Source organism: Ghiorsea bivora, assembly GCF_000744415.1.
Classification (GTDB): domain Bacteria; phylum Pseudomonadota; class Zetaproteobacteria; order Mariprofundales; family Mariprofundaceae; genus Ghiorsea; species Ghiorsea bivora.
This window is the reverse complement of the sequence record NZ_JQLW01000013.1, coordinates 60925-79618: the sequence shown is the minus strand read 5'-3', so window position 1 is coordinate 79618 and position 18694 is coordinate 60925. Positions and strand designations below refer to the sequence as shown.

Sequence of the window (18694 nt, the reverse complement as noted above, 5' to 3'; positions counted from 1 at the left end):
TCTGTTTATGCCGTCCGAATTACAATAAGCTCAACAATATCATCACGACGCGTTTCCCATGTTTTTTCTAACACTGTAGAACCAATTGGGTTTATAACCAAGTGCATTTGGCGTAAACATCTGAAATTATTTTCTCTAGGGAATGCTTTGAAAATGGCTTCATAAACACTATCCGTACGTTCAAAAGAACTTTTGAGCCTATAGCCAATCAACAAACACTTTTCTGCTAACAAACTACTAAACAATACCGATAAATCAGCAGGTAAAGCTTGTGTAACCGTTAGTGCATCGAGATCAAAAATGTCCATTTTATCATTATCTGCGAGCAGATCATTAATCACATAGCGTAATGCACGTTGGCTATTATATACTGGCTCACTTTTGGCCATGAACATACCAAAGCTTGTATGCGCGACATATGTACCATAAAACTCATTGGGCACAACCACATGCACTTCATGCTCCACATCAAATTTATTTAATTCTTTTTGCAAAACCTCAGCTTGATCACGCGAGTCAACCACTGGGAAGATATATGGCTTCTCACCAAGCTCATCAAGGATAGTAAACAAGTGTGATAACACACTAGAAACGATTGCATGCGGGCGTTTTTTAATATGCGCAGGACGTGACAAAATAATACGATCTGCACCTTTAACAACATCTCGTAAATAATCCATATCAGCAAAAGACCAACGCAATATTTTTGTGTCAATACATTCACTCGCACCTTGCATTTCACTAATGCGCCGACGCAAATAAACAAGCGTATCCAAGTGTTCCTCTCGATTAAGGTCATCCACAATGGTCACTTCTAGTTTATCATATGATGCCAGTAAACGTTTGAGAATTAATGGCAATGCTTTGAGATGACCAATGATAACAACTTTAAGAGTTGTAACATTTGCCAACGGCTTTAACCCTGTTGTTGGATAGGTTTTCGGTGTCGGTTTAACAATCTCATCAATATGACGTAAAGCATATTCCACTTCACCTTGTAAAGTATTTGCATCTAAAGCAATACCTATCAAATAGGCAATTTCAAACGATGCACTAGGCTGAATCGTTGTATAAATATTCAAATCTTTATCTGAAAAGGAAACAAGAATAACTCCCCTTAAAAACAATGCACAAATAAACCTATGCAGCTCAGACTTGTGCTTCCCACATGATGATTCAATATAATAAACATCATTCTTTTCATACACTTTACCAGACCAATCAACCACTTGAAGTGATGATTCATCATGACGCACAGGAATCATCAGACGACTAATTACTTGGTCAAAATCAGGGTAATGCATAAGTTGCCTAAATAAGTTCGCTTTAATATCTACCTGCGATAAAATAACCGTTGGTTTATTGTAAAAACCTTTTTTATCCCAACCAACTTGTAACTGATGATGATATGAACTCAAATGTGGGGTCGCTAATCCAGGGGTTGCATAGTTAATAAATATATTGGGGTTTTCTGCTCGAATAGATAAAAGAGAAAAGAAGCTATGCGCTAAGTTTTCCGACATGCTTTCATGATCAGGAACATTGACAATCGCCTGTTTGGCTGCAGATAAGTTCACCCGCTTTAAATCAGAGCTTTCTTCCATGTCTCCCCACCGATAACTCACCCAAGGTTCATTTTTAAATGTCTTAGGTTGCTGCTCCTTATCATTAAGTAAAACAAGCTTAAGTTGTGAGAATGTTCGATTTGATAACACTCTTAATTGCTGAATAACAAAAGGCGATGAAGCATTCCAACCTAACATCACCATATGATTGGCAATATTTAGGTTATCATTGCGCAGTTTTGCCATCAAACCCGATACAATACTCGCCCCAATACCAATGAAAAAAGCAAAAATGAAAACACCTGCAATAACAGCAAACACGGAGAAAAAAGCAACTGCATCAGAAGCTGGAAAATGTACAGCATTGCCGGGATCGGTAAAAGCGCGGAATGAAAACCATATATGGGCGAGCATTGTACGATCTTTATCATTAATGATACCATCATTGGTATAATCATACTCCCCAATCACAAGGCTTGCGGCAAAGCCTCCACCAATAGACAACACCGACAACACCAGTAATATCAAATTGATTTCCTGCATAAACTGACCTTCACGAATAACTGATACAAGGTTCTTAAAGATTACCATCCAAGGTCTTAAAAGCCTGGTTAAACGAAGAATTCGTAATGCCGCCCCTGCCCCTAGAGATGAAAACATTGGCAACATGGCAAGCGTTGCAATCAAATCAATCCACCAAAAGAACCATTCCGTCATACGCTCTTTCTTTGATGCAAAATACATGTTTTTCATCACAATATAACGCACTGAAATCTCAACAGAGAAAAACACCAAAATTGCTGTTAACGCAATACCTTCAGCAAAAAATGAAACAATAACAATAAGCGAAACAAGCATGCCATATGTCGGTGAATATAAAGCGCTTTGTAAGTCAATATAACGAAATAACCTGACCGCACGAAGCAAGTACACCAAACGAAAAACCCGTGCTAACACCGCATCTTCAAGCGGAATTGAGGATTGAAATACTGTTATCAAAAGAGAAACAACCGCCAAAATATCCAAAACCAAGAAAAAGATTTCCGTTTTACGACGAACATCCAATTTATAAGGGTTAATTTGAGAACGATAATAAATAAGTGCTATTCTATGTCCAATTTCAATGCTAAATAACACAAATAACACTGATGCCACCCAAGGGTCATTTAATAATGACAAACCAATAAGTATTGCCATAAAAATAGCAAACCGTGGATGATTAATCACCCACTCCGTATAATGAAAATACATCGATTTATTTTGTTTCATAAACTATCCTAAATATATGATTAAAAATGCTTTTTACTGATAAAGGTCATCAACAGGTAAAGGCGCTAAGCAATGAGGTTTAATCGTGGGTAAATAATCAAGCAATAACTGGCGATCATTCTCCCTATTATTCTGTGTTGGTGTAATTAACACTGCTAACATGGCTGTTTCAGGCACAATCATCATGAAATGATGTGTTCCTTTCGTATGAAAATAATATTCATCAATATGATATTGGAATGGCTGGTTACGCTGGGCTGCAAGTAGCTCTTCAATCTTAATAGTACGTGGACCACGGAATAATTCTGCTGCAGATAAAGCAACCATATTGATATATGCATCGCTAAACCCACCAACACTGTGCCATATGCCCATGACCTCAAATCTATCTAAATCTATCATTGCTGTTGCAATGGTTTGCTTTGCTCTTAAAGCAAGCTCTTCAGCCAATTTATTCACAGAACACATCCCTAACCTGCACTTTTATTTATTGCTCAAAAAAGCAAAACCAATGCCACATTTAGCAATTATTTACATCAAATGCTGAAACCAGCAGTTACTTGACCGATGCAATGCGCTCTGTAAGTGCTTGGCTGATGACTACGGCTTGTTTGGGGTTTAAGAATGAAAGGATTTTACCCACTTGTTTTTCACTCATACGCGAGAAGATTTTAACCACAATACTTAAATCCATTTGCGCGATAACAGGTGCCGCACGATCGGCTTTCATACCTTCATACACTGCGGTTAAACGTTTTATTTTTTTATCTTTAATGCTTTGTTCTTCTGCCAACATCGTTTGAATCCGTGCTTCAAGCTGCAATAATTCTGTAATTTTATCTTGTGCCCGTTGCTCGGCTTCTTGAACTACTGCTTCTCGCTCTTCTAGCGCTTTTTCACGTTCACTTAAGGCTTTTTTCTGCTCACGCAAAGCCAAAAGGTTACTGGTATCTTGCTGTGGGGTATTGCGCTCTTCTTTAAGTGTCATTTGCTCGGCTGCTTCTACCGAAGGAATCATATCTTGGTTGATAAATTGAGTTGCCCAGCTTTCTACATCTGTTTTCTTGGCTGAAGTAACTACTTCTTTTATTACTTCACTAGTCTTCTCATTTTCTATCGGTGTAGAAACCGCTGTAAGCACTTGTTGTGATTGTAAAAATGGTAAACTTATTTTGCCTAGACCCAATACCGTAATCATCACCATCAGGCTCATCATCACAATTTTATTCATATTTAACCCACCCATCATACCACCTCTGTACGGTTGCCAAACATTTTGGCTGAATACTGGTCATCCAAAACATTCTGTTGTGTTTGTTCTTGTTTGCGCTGGGCAGTATGTGCATGTTTTTGTGCCATGGTTTCATGTGCTTTGCATTTTTTGTGCTGCTCAGCCCATTTTTTGCGCTGCTCTTCAATGGCTTTATCCAAGGCTGCAATTTCACAGCTCACTTCATAAATACGTAAGCGCTGCTCTTGGGTTGCCTGCTCCAGCATCAACAATTCTGTTGCTTGCGTGCCATGTTCCATATTGGTTACACGTTGGGCTTCCAATGTTGCCCGCATTTGAATGGCATCATTCATTTTTGCTTCAAGCTCAACATGATAATCTGTGAGTTGCTTAAGAATATCACTTTCTTTATCTCGTTTATGTTCTGAGACTTGTGATAAGAGCTGATGTGGGGAACGTGTCATGATTAAAAGCCTTGGGGTTCAACTTGACCCTGCATCTGCTGCTGCCCTTGAGCCTGCCCTTGAATGTGACCTTGCATCTGCGGTTGTTGAACTTGTTGCGCAATGATATTCGGTTTATTTTGAATCAATTGCATAATCATTTGCTCTGCACTTTCTCTAGTGCATGTCTCATGCATACCTTGCTGTAAAAACTTCTCAATCGCAGGCATATGTTGAATAATACTATCAAGCTCTGGATTACTTCCCTGTTCATATGCACCCATTTTAATCATATCCTCCATATGCTCATACGCTGATACTTCTTTACGCAAGGCACGTGCCGCTTTTAACACTTCGGGAGGACTGAGCTGATTTTCTAAACGGCTAATACTTCGCAGTAGGTTAATCGCAGGATAATGACCACGCTCGGCATACTTTCTATCCAACACAATATGCCCATCCAATACAGACATCGCTGAATCTGCCACAGGGTCTGCATTCAAATCTTCGCCTTCAACCAATACCGTATAAAAAGCACTGATACTACCTTCATTTTCACCCGGTCCTGCACGCTCTAACAAATCTGCCATGGCAGTAAAACATGAAGGTGTAAAACCTTTACTTGCTGGCGGCTCACCCAACATCAACCCAATTTCACGTTGGGCTTGGGCAAAGCGGGTTAAACTATCCATCATCAATAAAACTTGTTTGCCTTGGGCACGAAATACCTCGGCAATGGTAGTTGCCATCAAGGCAGAGCGCACCCTAAGCACGGGTGGCATATCTGATGTAGCCACCACCACAATAGTACGTTTTAAAGCTTCTTCACCCAATGAATAATCAATAAATTCACGGACTTCTCGATTACGTTCACCCACCAAGGCAATCACATTGATTTCTGCATCGGAATTACGCGCCAACATGCCCATCAGCATGCTTTTCCCCACACCAGGCCCTGCAAACAAACCCAAACGTTGCCCAAAACCCATAGGTAAACAGGCATCCATCATACGTACGCCTAACTCCATGGGTTTTTGAATCAGTTGTCGTTTCATGGGGTTAAGTTTTTCACCATACAAGGAATACGATGCACCAGAGCTGTTTAAAGGTTCACCATCCAATGGTTCACCCAATGCGTTAAGTACCTTGCCCAAGAGTTGTTCATCCACCTGCACAGATGGATAAGCATTGCGCGGTGCAACAGCATCACCAGGCGCTATACCTCGCGTGGAGCCCACTGGCATCATCAGGGTTTTATCATCACGAAAACCCACAATCTCAGCTTCCACGGCATGTCCTGATGCTGTTAAAATATCACAGGCTTCACCAATGCTGCGTTTCATACCCGTGGCTTCAATCATAGGGCCTAACACTTTAAATACGCGCCCACGAATCGATGTGGACGACTGATATTTCAAACCATCCAATACCTGTTGCCTATGTTGTTTATCCCACAAAACAGAATCAACCATGGGGCATCAATTGCTCACGCACATGTTTTAATGCTTCATCTAAACTTTGTTTGGGGTCAATCAGAGCATCTTGTTCTGCTGTCATCAATCGACATGTGCCTGCTGGTATATCTTGTCCTGTTTGAAAGTGAACTTTATCACTAAGTGATGTTATTTTTTTAAACATGGTCAAATCTTGTGGATGAACAAGCAATACCACGCGACTTTCTGCGCTGGGTAAAAGCTGCGTCATCGCTTGGTTGATTGAAGTTTCTAAAGCTTGCCCCAAATCAATATTCTCAACACCCATCACATATTCAATCAGCGTAGAGGTGATATCCATTACCGTGTTTACCGATTGCTGTTGTAAGTTAAGCAACTCTTGCTCTGCGTGTTGCAAAACTAACTGCATGCTTTCAATAATTTGTTCAGCACGTTTTTCACCCAATGCCAAGCCAGACTTCTCACCTGCGGCATAAGCTTTATCATAAGCTTCCTGCTCAATCACAGCAGCCCGACTTTGCGCCTCGTTAAGCATTTTTTCTAGCTCATCCATACGTTGCTTTTCTTCCGGTAAAGCCGTTGTTGATTGCTGTATCAAAGGTTGCATAGTTTGTGTGTTTTGTTGCCCTCCAGCTGCTACCCCCATTTTCGGCTCAAATTTCGGCTCAAACTGTGCTGTAGCTGACATATCATTTGCAGGCATCGAGGCATTAAAGTCAGCATAAGGGAAAAGCGTTTTTTCTTGTTGTTTTTGTTCAGCCATTGTGGCTGTAGGTAAAGGTTCTAAAGCCATGGTTACACCATATCATCACTGCTTAATGATATAGCACCTTCATCATCAAGCTTGCGCACCACCTGTAAAATGGTTTGTTGCGCTTCTTCTACATCTGAAAGTTTTAATGGACCCATCACTTGCATATCTTCACGCATAATCTCTGCTGCACGCTGTGACATATTGCTAAAGAAACTTTCTGCCAATTCATCGGGTGCACCTTTGAGCGCTTTAACCAAATCATCAGATGAAATATGTTTGAGTAATGTTTGAATATCTTTGGCAGACAAAGTTAATAAGTCTTCAAAAATAAGTAACAATTTGTCCACTTGTGAAAATAAATCTTCATCTTTGCTTTCTAGTCGTTCGAGTAAAGGTCTAGAAACATCTTTGTCCAACGTTTTAAGAATCTCAACCAGACTCACCATGCCATCAAAACTAATGCCTGCACTACCTGTAGATTCTGCCATTTCTCGCTCAAGTGTTTCTTCAATATCACGCACCAACTCCGATGGTACCGATTCGATTTTTGACATGCGTAATACCACAGATATTTGCATATCTTCAGGAAGCTCAGCAATCACTTGGCTGGCAACATCGGCTGGTATTTTACTCAAAATTAAAGCGATTGTTTGTGGATGTTCGGCTTCAATATAGGATACAATCATCGCTGGATTAATACGCGACAATTTTTCCCAAATAGTGAACTGCCTTGGTTTCTCTAAGTACTCAATAATTTCTTTGGCTTTTTCTTGGTCTACGGCGTGTTCTAACAGCTGCATAACATCTTTTTGAGAGCTATATAAAAGCGGATCACTGGACTCATGTACTTCTAAATATTCATCCAACACCGCTTGCAAAACATCTGTATCGATACGCCCAAGTTCAGACATTTTACGACTCACCCTAGCCAATGTTTTGTCATCCATATCTTGAATAATCGGTGTCGCAGCTTCAGGGCCTATGGCATACAATAAAATTGCAGCTTTATCCTCACCTTTGAGTTCTTTGAGTTTATCGGTCATACAGAGCTCACCCATTCATTGACGACCCGGCTGGCTCTATCAGGGTTGCTCAACACCGCACGTCGCGCCTTATTCATTTGCTCCACATGCTCAGACTCCACACCTGCAATCGATACCCCATTGGCATCCAAACCCAAAGCATTCAACTCTTCTTTTTTACTCTCAGATATACGCTTAGCAAGTGGTTTCATGATAAAAAAAGCAACCAAAAGTAAAGCAAGCATAGCCAACCCATAACGCATCAGCTCCAAATAAAATGTTTTATCCACCACACCTTCCATATCCACCGCTGCAGCACTGGATAAGTCCATCAAAGGCATACTTTGCACTTCTACCGAATCGCCTCTGTCTTCATTAAAACCAACAGCATTTTGCACCAATGTTTTAATCGTTCTCAACTCTTCGTCACTGCGTGGCACAAAAGTTTTCTCGCCATTTTCACCTTCTTTGTAGCTGCCACCCACAATCACAGCAATGGATACTTTTTCAATCGTGCCAAAAGGTACAATCCTATGTTCCGTGCGGCTGCTGATTTCATAGTTTGCTGTGTTTTCATTTCGGGTAGCTTCTTCAGATGGTGGGCTTTGCGTTGCTACTGAGCCATCTTGGTTCACAGAATCAGGGTTGTTCGATGTCATACCTGGCACACCCATAGCAACACCATCCACAGCTTTACGACTCTCTTTAACTGTTTTTGAGCTGCGTAAGACTTGTTCATCAGGATTATAAATTTGTGCATTGCTTTCCACATGTTCACGATTGATAGCTGTAGTTACACGAACAACAGCTTGCCCAGAACCAACAATTTGCTCCAGCATGCTCGTTAAACGCACTTCATAACCCTGCTCAAGCTTGGCTTGATAATCCAACATGCCCTGCCCTTTGCCTGCAGGTTGTTGTTTATCCATCGCTGATAACATATTACCTGATGCATCCACAATCGTAACACTGTTCTTATCCAATTCTGCCACAGCTGATGCAACCAAATTTTGAATTGCACCTACAGATTGTGGGCTAAGTTTTTTATTGCCTGTGAGTTTTAACATCACCGCCGCAGAGGCTTTTCTATCGCGTTCAGCAAATGCCGACTCTTTGGGTAATACTAAATGCACTCGCGCAGCCGAAACAATGGGTAATACTTCAATCGTACGCGCCAATTCAACTTGCATGGCACGTTGCAAATTTACTTTTTGTGTAAAATCACTAACACCAAATTCATTGGCGCGGTCAAAAATCTCAAAACCTTCACCATTACCTGGCATCATATCTTCACTGGCTAGCTTCAAACGCACCGCATACACTTGATTTTCAGGCACCAACACCGTACCTGAACCTTGTAATTTATAGGGTATTTTTTCCTTTTGTAACAATTCAACAATCGCTGCGGCATCTTTTTCATCCATGCCTGAATACACCGTGCGATACGGGCTTTCAGAAGACCAAAGCATCAAACCCACAAAACCAGCAAACATCAATGCAGCTGCTATAAATAGAATAACACGACGGTTCTTTATCAATATATTTTGAACCTGAGAAATAGGTGCTTCACCAGCGACTTGACCTGTGAGAACCTCTTGCTGCCCTGTCATTACTGCATTCGGATTATTGCTTGGAGTGAGTCCTTCAGCCATTTCTTTTCCCCTTAACTATTCTTTTCTTTCAAAACTTTGATGTTGTTTAGAAGCTATTCGTCCAAGGCATGCGTGCCGCTTATAGCAAAACGAATAACGCAGGAATAAAAGCTTTTAAGCGGCATCAACTACACTTGCATGCGGATGACTTCGCGATATGCATCCATCATTTTATTTCGTGCCGACAACATCAACTGAAAAGATAAACTGGCTTGTTTCATAGCAATCAAAGTCTCAGACATATTACCTTCGCCTGTAACCGCTAAATGTTCGGCTTGTTTTGATGCTGACTTCACATCCGTATTCATATCACTGGCATACTGCTTAAGCACTTCTGCAAATTGCCCTTTACCACTGGCACCGGTCTTAGTTGCTTCATTGCCTAAACTTGGTTTAGCATTATATGGACCATAACTTTGAATATTCATAACTAAACTCCTTACCTTAACGCAACAGCTCTAAAGCTTTAAGAAACATCCGCTTGGATGCATCCATGGTAGTAATATTGGCTTCAAAACTTCGTGCTGCTGAATTCATATCCACCATCTCTTTGATGGTATTCACATTAGGCATTTTGACCATACCGTTGGCATCTGCATCAGGATGGGTAGGATCATAAACCTCATTAAATGGGCTCATATCTTTGGATACCTCAGTCACCCGAACACTTTGGGGTGTATTATCACCACCCGATAAATGCCCACGAAACACACTATTAAAATTGGATTTTACGCCTACCGTTTCAAACACCACTTGATTTCTACGATAAGGACCACCCTCTTCTGTGCGTGTTGACTCTGAGTTTGCAATATTTTCAGAGACCACATCCATACGTGCCCGTTGCGCAGCCATACCAGCCGAGCTGATATGCATAGAAGTAAATAAATCATTTGCCATTAGCGACCTCCTTCTTTAATTGCATTGCTAATACCACTCAATCTACCTTGTATAATTTTCATATTGAGCTCATACATCAATTGGTTTTCAGCCAACATCGCCATTTCGTGTTCAACATCTACCGTATTTCCATCCATACGTTGCTCATCTTCAGAGCGATTAAACACACTCAAAGACAAACCCGAGCTAGCTGTATCTTGAATATGATTACGTTGGGTTACAGCTAAAGATCCTGACTGTGATGCCGATAGTTTACTTTTAAAGAAGTCTGAGAAATTTCGTTTATCCGCCTTAAAATGCGGGGTATCAGCATTGGCAATATTACTAGATATTACTGTTTGATACGTTTCTCGCGAAGCTGCTGCTGCGCCAAGGCGTTGAAAGCTATTAGAAAACAAACCTGACATACGCACTCCTTTTCATCTTAAAGTTTCAAAGGAGCACAAGCAAATAGAGTGCCATAAATGAATATAACACTTATCATCAAGGATAATGGATATGTATTGACGGTGAAAAGACCTAAGAAAAACAGAGCTTCAACATAAGCAGTATTCATGGTTTATCACGATGTAAGACTAAGTATCGCCAACCAAGCTATAAACTTTAGAAAAAAATATTAAACAAATATGGCTTGTTTATTGCTATGTACTTTTGTACTTAAACTGGCATAAAATGAGGCTTTATCATCATGAAACAAGGGAAAAAACATAATAAACCGCTACAGTTTGAAAAAAACCATGCGATTTTAAGAAAAACATTAGGTGATTCCCAAGCAACTTATGACTTAACCGCACATATTTGCCATGAACAAGTGAGTAGCCCTCTTGAACAGGTACTCAGTAAATTGCTGCAAGGTGGCATACATATTCATCATCTTTTATCAAGCATTTCTGCCTGCGAACAACAACGCTTACAATATGCCTTTGATAGCGCCAAAACATTACCCATGGAAATACAGTTTTCTTCTGCCAAACGTATTATCGATGACTTTAACCATATCCAAGACACCTTACTGCTGGTTGCTGATCAATTTTTCGAGCATATTTCCGTACAAAAAACCCATGATATTTCGCAAATACAAGCTGACACGGGTAATCGCAGCATACTTCACAACAAGCTGGAGCAAAAAAGTTATCAGGATACTATACAAAGCAGTATTGCAGCATGGGAAAAAAGTAAAAGCATTGCCATACGCAATTATCACCTCGGGCTGACTGTACGCACCATTGCCACCTTTCTTGGCAAAGAAGGTGATTGTATTAAAATAAAAATGAATGAAGACATCGCCCGAATATTTGCCATTCACCCCAGTGAACATGCAACTTTTGCCGTGTGTGAAGGTGAAAAGATTCAGGTTCGCTTAAGCATTAAAAAAATTGAAGATGGTTATATTTTGCTTAGCATTGGTAAAACATTTCCCATTTATGCTGAAAGCCGAAAACACCTCAATATTCAAGTTGAAGAACATATTCCTGTCACCCTTCGCATGGGAAAAAAACGCCAACTACATGCCAGACTGCACGATTTATCTATTGGTGGCATTGGCATCAATGTCCATGGCATCAATCAAGCTCCATATAATATTGGTGACCACATTGAATGCCAACTCACTTTGGGAACTCACCCTGTGACTTTGCAAGGCATTGTCCGTTGGACAGGCAGCAGCGGTGATGAAGCGCGCATAGGTATTGAATTGCAACACAACAAAAACAACCAGCAGTTGATTCAAAAAGAAGTATTACGTATGCAACGCAATATCATCAATACTATCAATCAGCTAGAGCTACCCGACAAGCTACAAAAGGCATTGGCATAAGTTTAATGCCTTGCTATCTTTAAGCCGCAAACGACTCTTTACGCAAAATAAGCACTTCATCTTCAACAGCAGCCAGTGCAGTAATCCGACTCATGGCTGCTTGAAGGTTTCCTTCGGTGGTTTCATGCGTCAATATCATGACAGGCACCACTTCACCCGTATCATGCTCTTTCTGTTGCATGGCTTCCAAACTAATTTGATGGTCAGCTAGAATAGAAGTCACCGATGCAATCACACCTGGTTTATCCTTAACCATAATACGTAAATAATACTCACTTTGTACATCTGCCATAGGCAATGTTTCAAGCGCTTGACGCTCGGATGCAACATAACCCATAGGTGGTGCCAAAAATTCAACACCATTGGGCAATACGCGTGTAATGTCCATGATATCAGCAACCACAGCTGATGCTGTTGGTCGCTCACCAGCACCACGTCCGATATAAACCGTATGTTCTACAAAGTCGCCAGACAACATCACGGCATTGTAGGAATCAGATACCTGAGCAATTTGTGTGGTTAAAGGCACCAATGTTGGGTGAACACGCATTTCAACTTGCGTAACCTCGCCATTTTCACCGTGTGGTTTGGCAATACCCAAAAGTTTGATGCGATAACCCAACTCATGCACTGCTTCAATATCTGCCGCACCAATTTTACTGATACCTTCCGTAAATACTTCATCAAACTTAATATGTGAACCAAATGCCATCGCAGCAAGAATGGAAAGTTTGTGCGCTGTATCAATGCCTTCCACATCAAAAGTCGGGTCAGCTTCGGCATATCCCAGCTCTTGGGCTTCTTTAAGCACATCGGCGTAATCTGCACCTTCATTTTCCATTTTGGTCAAGATGAAATTGCACGTACCATTCAAAATACCATACACAGATTGAATATTATTGGCTGCAACACCTTCTCTTAAAGCTTTAAGACAAGGAATACCACCACCAACAGCCGCTTCAAAGCCAATACTTACACCTTTGTCCGCAGCTTGTTTAAACAATTCTTCGCCATGTTTGGCAATCAAAGCTTTATTGGCTGTCACCACATGTTTACCATGTTCAAGTGCTGAAGCTACAAAAGTACGCGCTGGCTCATAACCACCAATCAATTCCACCACCAAATCCACATCGTCTGCAACAACCAAAGCCGCGGCATCGTCATACAATGTCACACCTGACAAATCCAAACCAAAATCACGATTCAAATCTCTATCTGCTGCGGCAACCAATTTGAGCGTCTTGCCCAAACGCTTCGCCATCAAAGCTTGCTGCTCAATCAAAATTCGAGCAACACCAAGACCAACCGTACCTAAACCTAAAATACCTACACGAACTTCTTTCATCTTACACTCCACTTCCAGCGTTTAAGAAACTTTTAATACCACGCAATGCTTGGCGTGTTCTGTGTTCATTTTCAATCAAAGCAATACGAACATGGCTATCGCCATACTCACCAAAACCAATGCCTGGGCTTACTGCAACACCTGCTTCAACCAACATCTTTTTCGAGAACTCAATCGAACCCATGGCTTTAAACTCATCGGGTATTTCAGCCCACACAAACATGGTTGCTTTCGGGCTTTCCGCCATCCAGCCCATATTATGTAAACCTTTAATCAACACATCTCTGCGGGATTGATACATACTTCGAATATCTTCTACACAATCTTGTGGACCATTAAGTGCTGCACATGCAGCGATTTGTAAAGGTTGAAACATCCCGTAATCCAAATACGATTTAATTTTACCCAATGCGCCAACAATCTCACTGTTACCCACCATAAACCCAATACGCCAGCCCGGCATATTGTAAGTTTTAGACAATGAATAAAATTCGACGGCTACTTCTTTTGCGCCCGGTACCTGCATAATCGATGGACACTCATAATCATCAAAGGTGATTTCTGCATAAGCAATATCAGAAATAATAATCAGATCATTTTCTTTGGCAAAATCCACCAGTTTTACATAAAAGTCCAAGTCTACCACCTGTGCGGTAGGGTTGGATGGAAAGTTTACAATAATAATTTTAGGGCGTGGCCATGAATCTTTCACTGCTTTTTCAATATCAGCAAAATAATCTCTATCCGCACCCATAGGTACATGACGGATATCTGCACCTGCAATAATAAAACCATAGGGGTGAATCGGATAAGCTGGGTTGGGTGATAAAATCAAATCACCAGGAGATGTGATTGCTACGGCTAGATGGGCTAAACCTTCTTTGGAACCAATGGTAACAATAGCTTCAGTTTCAGGGTCTAAGTCCACATCAAACTTACGTTTGTACCAGCCGCATACAGCTTTGCGCAAACCATCAATGCCTCGAGATACTGAATATCTATGGTTACGTCCATCTTGAGCAGCTTCACAAAGTTTATCAATAATATGTTGCGGCGTTGCTTGGTCTGGATTGCCCATGCCAAAGTCGATGATATCTTTATCTGCGCGACGCAGCTCCATTTTTAATTGGTTTACCTGTGCAAACACATAAGGTGGAAGACGTTTAATTTTCTCAAATTCGCGCATACGTTGATAGAACTCCCAAAAAAATTAACCACGACTTTATAAGCCGCTTTTTAAACGTCAAACAATTAACTTCAAAGTCTCAAATTTTCATACAAAAAACATGTGTTTTGTCATCCTTTCAAACACTTTTGCCACACTTTCACTATTCAAGCTCCGATAAGTAGATGACTGTCATCACACCCAACATCATGAATAAAATCTATCATAGGCAATCTTTGTGCCATTTCACACTTGGCATCATTGCCCTGACTTTGTAGCATTGCGACATGCCTACGATTCAAACACCTGATCAAGAACAAACAATTGAAGCTTTAGAAAATCATACCGACATCAAACCGCCTTCTATGTATGAGGTTGTGCTGTTAAATGACGACTTCACCCCCATGGATTTTGTTGAAGATGTGCTGATGCGCTTTTTTGGTAAAGATGATGAACAAGCCCAACGCATCACCATGCAAGTGCATGTTCAGGGGCGAGGTGTGTGTGGTGTATACCCCAAAGACCTAGCCGAGAGCAAAGCTTTGCAAGTCGAAAGTTATAGCCGCAAACACAATCACCCTCTGCAATGTATTGCAGAAAAAACAAGTTCTAAATAAGATAGCCTGCCTTATCATTAACGGAGTTTTCCTTGCAACCATCTCTAAAAGAGCAAATTTGCCAAGCCTTGCAACAAGCTGTTGACAGCTTAATGGCTGGTATCGATACCAACAAAGCCCCAACTGTTGTCTTAACCCGCCCCAAACAAAAAGAGCATGGGGATTATGCTGTAAATATTGCCATGCCTTTGGCTGGTTTGCTCAAACAAAACCCACGCCAAGTTGCAGAAACAATTCTAGCCAAGGTTCAATTCCCTGATGCTGTAGAAGGCGCAGACATTGCAGGACCAGGATTTATTAACATCAAACTCAAGGCAGGCGGCGAAACCGATATTCTTAAAGATATTCTTAGCCAAGGTTTAACATACGGTTGCATCGACAATCAAAATGGTGAAGCGGTTAACCTTGAATTTGTTTCAGCCAATCCAACTGGCCCTATGCATGTGGGTCATGGTCGTGGCGCGGTGGTTGGTGATTCGCTTGCCAACTTGCTCAATGCCCGTGGTTACAAGGTGCATAAAGAATATTACATCAATGATGCAGGTAATCAAATTGGTGTATTGGCAAACTCAGTTTGGCTACGCATGCAAGAGCTTCAAGGTTTAAACATTACATTCCCAGATTCCGCTTATCCTGGTGATTATATTATTGATATCGCCAAAGAAATCTTGGGCAAACAAGATTACACCCATTTTGAAAACATGGATGAAGATACACGCCTAAAAAATATTGGTGCATTATCCGTGGATGCCAATATGGCTATGATTCGCCAAGACCTTAAAGAAATTGGTATTGAATTTGACCAGTATTTTTCAGAGAAAACATTGCATGAATCAGGCAAGGTCAATCAGCTGATTGAAAAACTTGAAGCCGATGATTTGATTTATACAGGCACACTTCCGCCACCCAAAGGGAAAGAAGTTGAAAACTATAACCCAGTAGAGCAACGCTTGTTCCGCACCACTGATTTTGGTGATGATGTGGATAGACCTTTACAAAAACAAGATGGTACTGCCACCTACTTCGCTGCAGACATTGCTTACCACACCGACAAGTTTGAGCGCGGCTTCAAACATATGATTGATATTTGGGGCGCAGACCACGGTGGTTATATCACCCGCGTTCAAGCAGCCATGAAAGCTTTAACGGGCTTAGAAAAACAACCTGAAGTATTGCTGGTGCAAATGGTTAACCTTACCCGCGATGGTGTACCCTTTAAAATGAGCAAACGCGCAGGCACGTTTGTCACCTTAAGTGAAGTGGTGGAAGAAGTGGGCAAAGATGCCGTGCGCTTTAACTTCATGACCCGCCGCATTGAAAGCCAATTTGATTTTGATTTGGAAGCTGCCAAAGCCAAAGATGCCGAAAATCCCGTGTATTATGTGCAATATGCCCATGCCCGTATTCATGCTGTGCTGCGCAAAGCCAAAGAAGAAGGCGTAAACATTGCAGACGCCAAAGACGTGGACAGTTCTTTATTGGTGAGCGATGAAGCCAAAAAACTGATTCAAATGCTTTTATCCTACCCTGAAATGTTAGACACCGCAGCCAGCCGTCGTGAACCTTACCGTATTGCTACATTTATCATGCAGCTTGCAGCCGCTTTTCACAGCTTCTATCACCACAATCGTGTACTCGGCGTGGAAGAAGAATTGATGCAAGCGCGTTTATTACTGCTACAAGCCACTGCACAAGTGATTAAAAATGCACTTGGGCTGTTGGGTGTTGATGCACCGGAGTCGATGTAGTGAGTGATAAAGACTTTGCTTATAGCGAACCTCAAAACAATAATTCTGAGCGTTCATCTGCCCCTTCTCAATCCAAAACCAGTTTGATTGTGATGTTAGCCGTCATGTTTGCCATTGCATGTTTTGCTGTTGGTTTTTTCATGGGAGAGAAACATGGTTTAGAAAGCAATAAGGGCAAACAATACGAAGCATTGATGAAAAAGCTGGAAAAACAGCAACAAAAAATTGAAGCCTTCAAAAAAGAGGCTGCCAAAGTTAAAAAACCTGAAGCAGCAACATCACAGCTGGGTGAACTCACCTTTTACACTGAGCTTCCCAACCAATCCATCACACCAGAACCTTTAAACGCTAGCCCCAAAGATACCCCAAACCATGCGCAACCCGGAACGCAACGCAAAGCACACTCCATCATCAACGAACAGCAAACCGACCTAGCGCTAACCGAAAAACGTTTAAATGCAATTATTGAACAAGAAATGCGCACGCCAACCCAACACTATCGCATTCAAATTGCATCCTTTAAACATGAAAAAGATGCTGGAAACTTGGTGCAGCTTTTACGCCAAGATGACATCCCTGCCGAAATTCAACAAGTGAGTCTAGCCAATATTGGTATACGTTACCGTGTTCTAACCCTTCCTTTTGAACAGCGCGAACATGCTTTACGTGCCAAAGAAGCAATTAAAAGTAAACTCCAAATTACGGGCATACTTATCACAGAATGAGTGATTTGCGTTTGGAGCAAGCAAAACAATGGTTAGGCAAACATTTTTCTCACTTTGAGATACATAACCTTGCTGGTGATGCATCTTTTCGCCGTTACTTTCGTATTTCAACAGCCGAAGAGAACTATGTACTCATGGATGCCCCACCTGAAAAAGAAGATGTCACCCCTTTTGTTCAAATTGGTGATTGGTTAGCCCAACATCAACTTCGCGTTCCCAAAATCATCATTCGCGACCAACATCAAGGCTTTTTATTGCTTGAAGACTTTGGTGATGTCACTTGGTCTGTTTATCACGAAAAAAACCATGTCATTGACCCCTTATTTACAGATGCCTTGGAACAACTCCACCGCTTACAAGCAGCGCCAAACACACTCAAACTTCCTTGTTTTGGTACCACACGCATGCAACGTGAGTGCGACTTATATTTGGACTGGTACCTGCCCCACATCCACGGTTTAACACCCAACCCAGCACAGCGCCAAGCTTTTCACCAAGTATTGCAACCCCTTCTCAAAAAAATTCATGGTTTACCCCAGGCTGCCGTACACTTGGATTACCATAGTCGTAATCTCATGGTTCCCAAAAATGGGCTACCCTTGGGTATTATTGATTTCCAAGATGCCGTGGTTGGCCCTGTTACCTATGATTTGGCATCTTTATTATACGATTGTTACCAAGATTACCCTGAAACAGAACGCCGCCATTGGAGCAAACACTTTTTTACGAACTTAAACACCAAATATAAAGAAAAATTTCAAGACTTTGAGGTCTGGCATCGCGCTGTTCGCCTGACTTCCTTGCAACGCCACATTAAAGTTTTGGGTATTTTTGCCAGATTGGCACATCGTGATGGCAAAACACAGTTTCTAGACGAAATCCCTTTAACACATCAACACTGCATGCAAGAATTGCAGGCATTATCACTACAAATACCGCTGCTAAACGCTTAAAAAGCATCATTTAACAATTGCCCAGAGGGCAAGTTTTC

18 protein-coding genes are annotated in these 18694 nt (G+C 41.3%); 5 read left to right on the top strand and 13 right to left on the bottom strand.

Features of this window, described 5'->3' with window-relative positions:
• Positions 1-5: 5 nt before the first annotated feature.
• From DM09_RS10860 to flgB, 11 genes are all read right to left on the bottom strand, one after another.
• Positions 6-2834: a hypothetical protein gene (locus DM09_RS10860; protein ID WP_038251006.1), complete on the bottom strand. Its 2829-nt coding sequence runs from the start codon at positions 2832-2834 to the stop codon at positions 6-8.
• A gap of 33 nt (positions 2835-2867) precedes the next feature.
• On the bottom strand, positions 2868-3293 hold the full coding sequence (locus DM09_RS10855) for a hypothetical protein (RefSeq protein ID WP_157753700.1): 426 nt from the start codon (positions 3291-3293) through the stop codon (positions 2868-2870).
• A gap of 97 nt (positions 3294-3390) precedes the next feature.
• Positions 3391-4065: a MotE family protein gene (locus DM09_RS11250; protein ID WP_157753699.1), complete on the bottom strand. Its 675-nt coding sequence runs from the start codon at positions 4063-4065 to the stop codon at positions 3391-3393.
• Between the two features lie 14 nt (positions 4066-4079).
• Positions 4080-4529, bottom strand: coding sequence for a flagellar export protein FliJ (locus tag DM09_RS10845; RefSeq protein ID WP_038251004.1), 450 nt, complete (start codon positions 4527-4529; stop codon positions 4080-4082).
• 2 nt (positions 4530-4531) lie between these two features.
• A complete protein-coding gene (locus tag DM09_RS10840; RefSeq protein ID WP_051938410.1) occupies positions 4532-5980 on the bottom strand; it encodes a FliI/YscN family ATPase in 1449 nt (482 codons plus the stop codon).
• Positions 5973-6755, bottom strand: a complete 783-nt coding sequence (locus tag DM09_RS10835) for a FliH/SctL family protein (RefSeq protein ID WP_051938409.1) — start codon at positions 6753-6755, stop codon at positions 5973-5975. Before DM09_RS10835 ends, DM09_RS10840 begins: the two co-directional genes overlap by 8 nt.
• 2 nt (positions 6756-6757) lie before the next feature.
• A complete protein-coding gene (gene fliG, locus DM09_RS10830; protein ID WP_038251003.1) occupies positions 6758-7759 on the bottom strand; it encodes a flagellar motor switch protein FliG in 1002 nt (333 codons plus the stop codon).
• Positions 7756-9390, bottom strand: coding sequence for a flagellar basal-body MS-ring/collar protein FliF (gene fliF / locus DM09_RS10825; RefSeq protein WP_038251002.1), 1635 nt, complete (start codon positions 9388-9390; stop codon positions 7756-7758). The genes fliG and fliF overlap by 4 nt, the downstream gene beginning before the upstream one ends.
• A gap of 128 nt (positions 9391-9518) precedes the next feature.
• Positions 9519-9818, bottom strand: coding sequence for a flagellar hook-basal body complex protein FliE (gene fliE / locus DM09_RS10820; protein ID WP_038251001.1), 300 nt, complete (start codon positions 9816-9818; stop codon positions 9519-9521).
• Positions 9819-9834: 16 nt separating this feature from the next.
• Positions 9835-10287, bottom strand: coding sequence for a flagellar basal body rod protein FlgC (flgC, locus tag DM09_RS10815; protein WP_038251000.1), 453 nt, complete (start codon positions 10285-10287; stop codon positions 9835-9837).
• Positions 10287-10694, bottom strand: coding sequence for a flagellar basal body rod protein FlgB (gene flgB / locus DM09_RS10810; RefSeq protein ID WP_038250999.1), 408 nt, complete (start codon positions 10692-10694; stop codon positions 10287-10289). The genes flgC and flgB overlap by 1 nt, the downstream gene beginning before the upstream one ends.
• Before the next feature lie 281 nt (positions 10695-10975).
• On the opposite strand from flgB, the gene DM09_RS10805 reads away from it, so the two are divergent.
• The gene (locus tag DM09_RS10805; RefSeq protein WP_038250998.1) at positions 10976-12103 is read left to right on the top strand and encodes a PilZ domain-containing protein; all 1128 of its coding nucleotides are present in this window, start codon (positions 10976-10978) and stop codon (positions 12101-12103) included.
• A 19-nt stretch (positions 12104-12122) separates the two neighbouring features.
• Here DM09_RS10805 and DM09_RS10800 read toward each other — a convergent pair whose 3' ends face one another.
• Together DM09_RS10800 and alaC are read right to left on the bottom strand one after the other, a co-directional pair.
• Complete coding sequence (locus DM09_RS10800) at positions 12123-13448, bottom strand: homoserine dehydrogenase (RefSeq protein WP_038250996.1); 1326 nt, start codon at positions 13446-13448, stop codon at positions 12123-12125.
• 1 nt (position 13449) lies between these two features.
• Entirely contained in the window at positions 13450-14634 is a 1185-nt protein-coding gene (gene alaC / locus DM09_RS10795; RefSeq protein ID WP_038250995.1) for an alanine transaminase, read from the bottom strand.
• Positions 14635-14900: 266 nt separating this feature from the next.
• Here alaC and clpS point away from each other — a divergent pair, with 266 nt between their 5' ends.
• The 4 genes from clpS to DM09_RS10775 are packed head-to-tail and all read left to right on the top strand — an operon-like array spanning position 14901 to position 18656.
• Entirely contained in the window at positions 14901-15230 is a 330-nt protein-coding gene (gene clpS, locus DM09_RS10790; RefSeq protein WP_038250994.1) for an ATP-dependent Clp protease adapter ClpS, read from the top strand.
• 32 nt (positions 15231-15262) lie between these two features.
• Positions 15263-16978: an arginine--tRNA ligase gene (argS, locus tag DM09_RS10785; protein WP_038250993.1), complete on the top strand. Its 1716-nt coding sequence runs from the start codon at positions 15263-15265 to the stop codon at positions 16976-16978.
• Complete coding sequence (locus tag DM09_RS10780; RefSeq protein ID WP_038250992.1) at positions 16978-17703, top strand: SPOR domain-containing protein; 726 nt, start codon at positions 16978-16980, stop codon at positions 17701-17703. Before argS ends, DM09_RS10780 begins: the two co-directional genes overlap by 1 nt.
• Positions 17700-18656 (top strand): aminoglycoside phosphotransferase family protein, encoded by a 957-nt coding sequence (locus tag DM09_RS10775; protein ID WP_038250991.1) that lies wholly within the window; start codon positions 17700-17702, stop codon positions 18654-18656. The genes DM09_RS10780 and DM09_RS10775 overlap by 4 nt, the downstream gene beginning before the upstream one ends.
• The last annotated feature ends 38 nt before the right edge of the window (positions 18657-18694 follow it).

What these genes read in the sequence shown, in the direction of transcription:
- DM09_RS10860 (WP_038251006.1), bottom strand. Translation starts at nt 2,834, where the DNA reads ATGAAACAAAATAAATCGATGTATTTTCATTATACGGAGTGGGTGATT.
- DM09_RS11250 (WP_157753699.1), bottom strand. Translation starts at nt 4,065, where the DNA reads ATGAATAAAATTGTGATGATGAGCCTGATGGTGATGATTACGGTATTG.
- DM09_RS10845 (WP_038251004.1), bottom strand. Translation starts at nt 4,529, where the DNA reads ATGACACGTTCCCCACATCAGCTCTTATCACAAGTCTCAGAACATAAA.
- DM09_RS10840 (WP_051938410.1), bottom strand. Translation starts at nt 5,980, where the DNA reads ATGGTTGATTCTGTTTTGTGGGATAAACAACATAGGCAACAGGTATTG.
- DM09_RS10835 (WP_051938409.1), bottom strand. Translation starts at nt 6,755, where the DNA reads ATGGCTTTAGAACCTTTACCTACAGCCACAATGGCTGAACAAAAACAA.
- fliG (WP_038251003.1), bottom strand. Translation starts at nt 7,759, where the DNA reads ATGACCGATAAACTCAAAGAACTCAAAGGTGAGGATAAAGCTGCAATT.
- fliF (WP_038251002.1), bottom strand. Translation starts at nt 9,390, where the DNA reads ATGGCTGAAGGACTCACTCCAAGCAATAATCCGAATGCAGTAATGACA.
- fliE (WP_038251001.1), bottom strand. Translation starts at nt 9,818, where the DNA reads ATGAATATTCAAAGTTATGGTCCATATAATGCTAAACCAAGTTTAGGC.
- flgC (WP_038251000.1), bottom strand. Translation starts at nt 10,287, where the DNA reads ATGGCAAATGATTTATTTACTTCTATGCATATCAGCTCGGCTGGTATG.
- flgB (WP_038250999.1), bottom strand. Translation starts at nt 10,694, where the DNA reads ATGTCAGGTTTGTTTTCTAATAGCTTTCAACGCCTTGGCGCAGCAGCA.
- DM09_RS10805 (WP_038250998.1), top strand. Translation starts at nt 10,976, where the DNA reads ATGAAACAAGGGAAAAAACATAATAAACCGCTACAGTTTGAAAAAAAC.
- DM09_RS10800 (WP_038250996.1), bottom strand. Translation starts at nt 13,448, where the DNA reads ATGAAAGAAGTTCGTGTAGGTATTTTAGGTTTAGGTACGGTTGGTCTT.
- alaC (WP_038250995.1), bottom strand. Translation starts at nt 14,634, where the DNA reads ATGCGCGAATTTGAGAAAATTAAACGTCTTCCACCTTATGTGTTTGCA.
- clpS (WP_038250994.1), top strand. Translation starts at nt 14,901, where the DNA reads ATGCCTACGATTCAAACACCTGATCAAGAACAAACAATTGAAGCTTTA.
- DM09_RS10775 (WP_038250991.1), top strand. Translation starts at nt 17,700, where the DNA reads ATGAGTGATTTGCGTTTGGAGCAAGCAAAACAATGGTTAGGCAAACAT.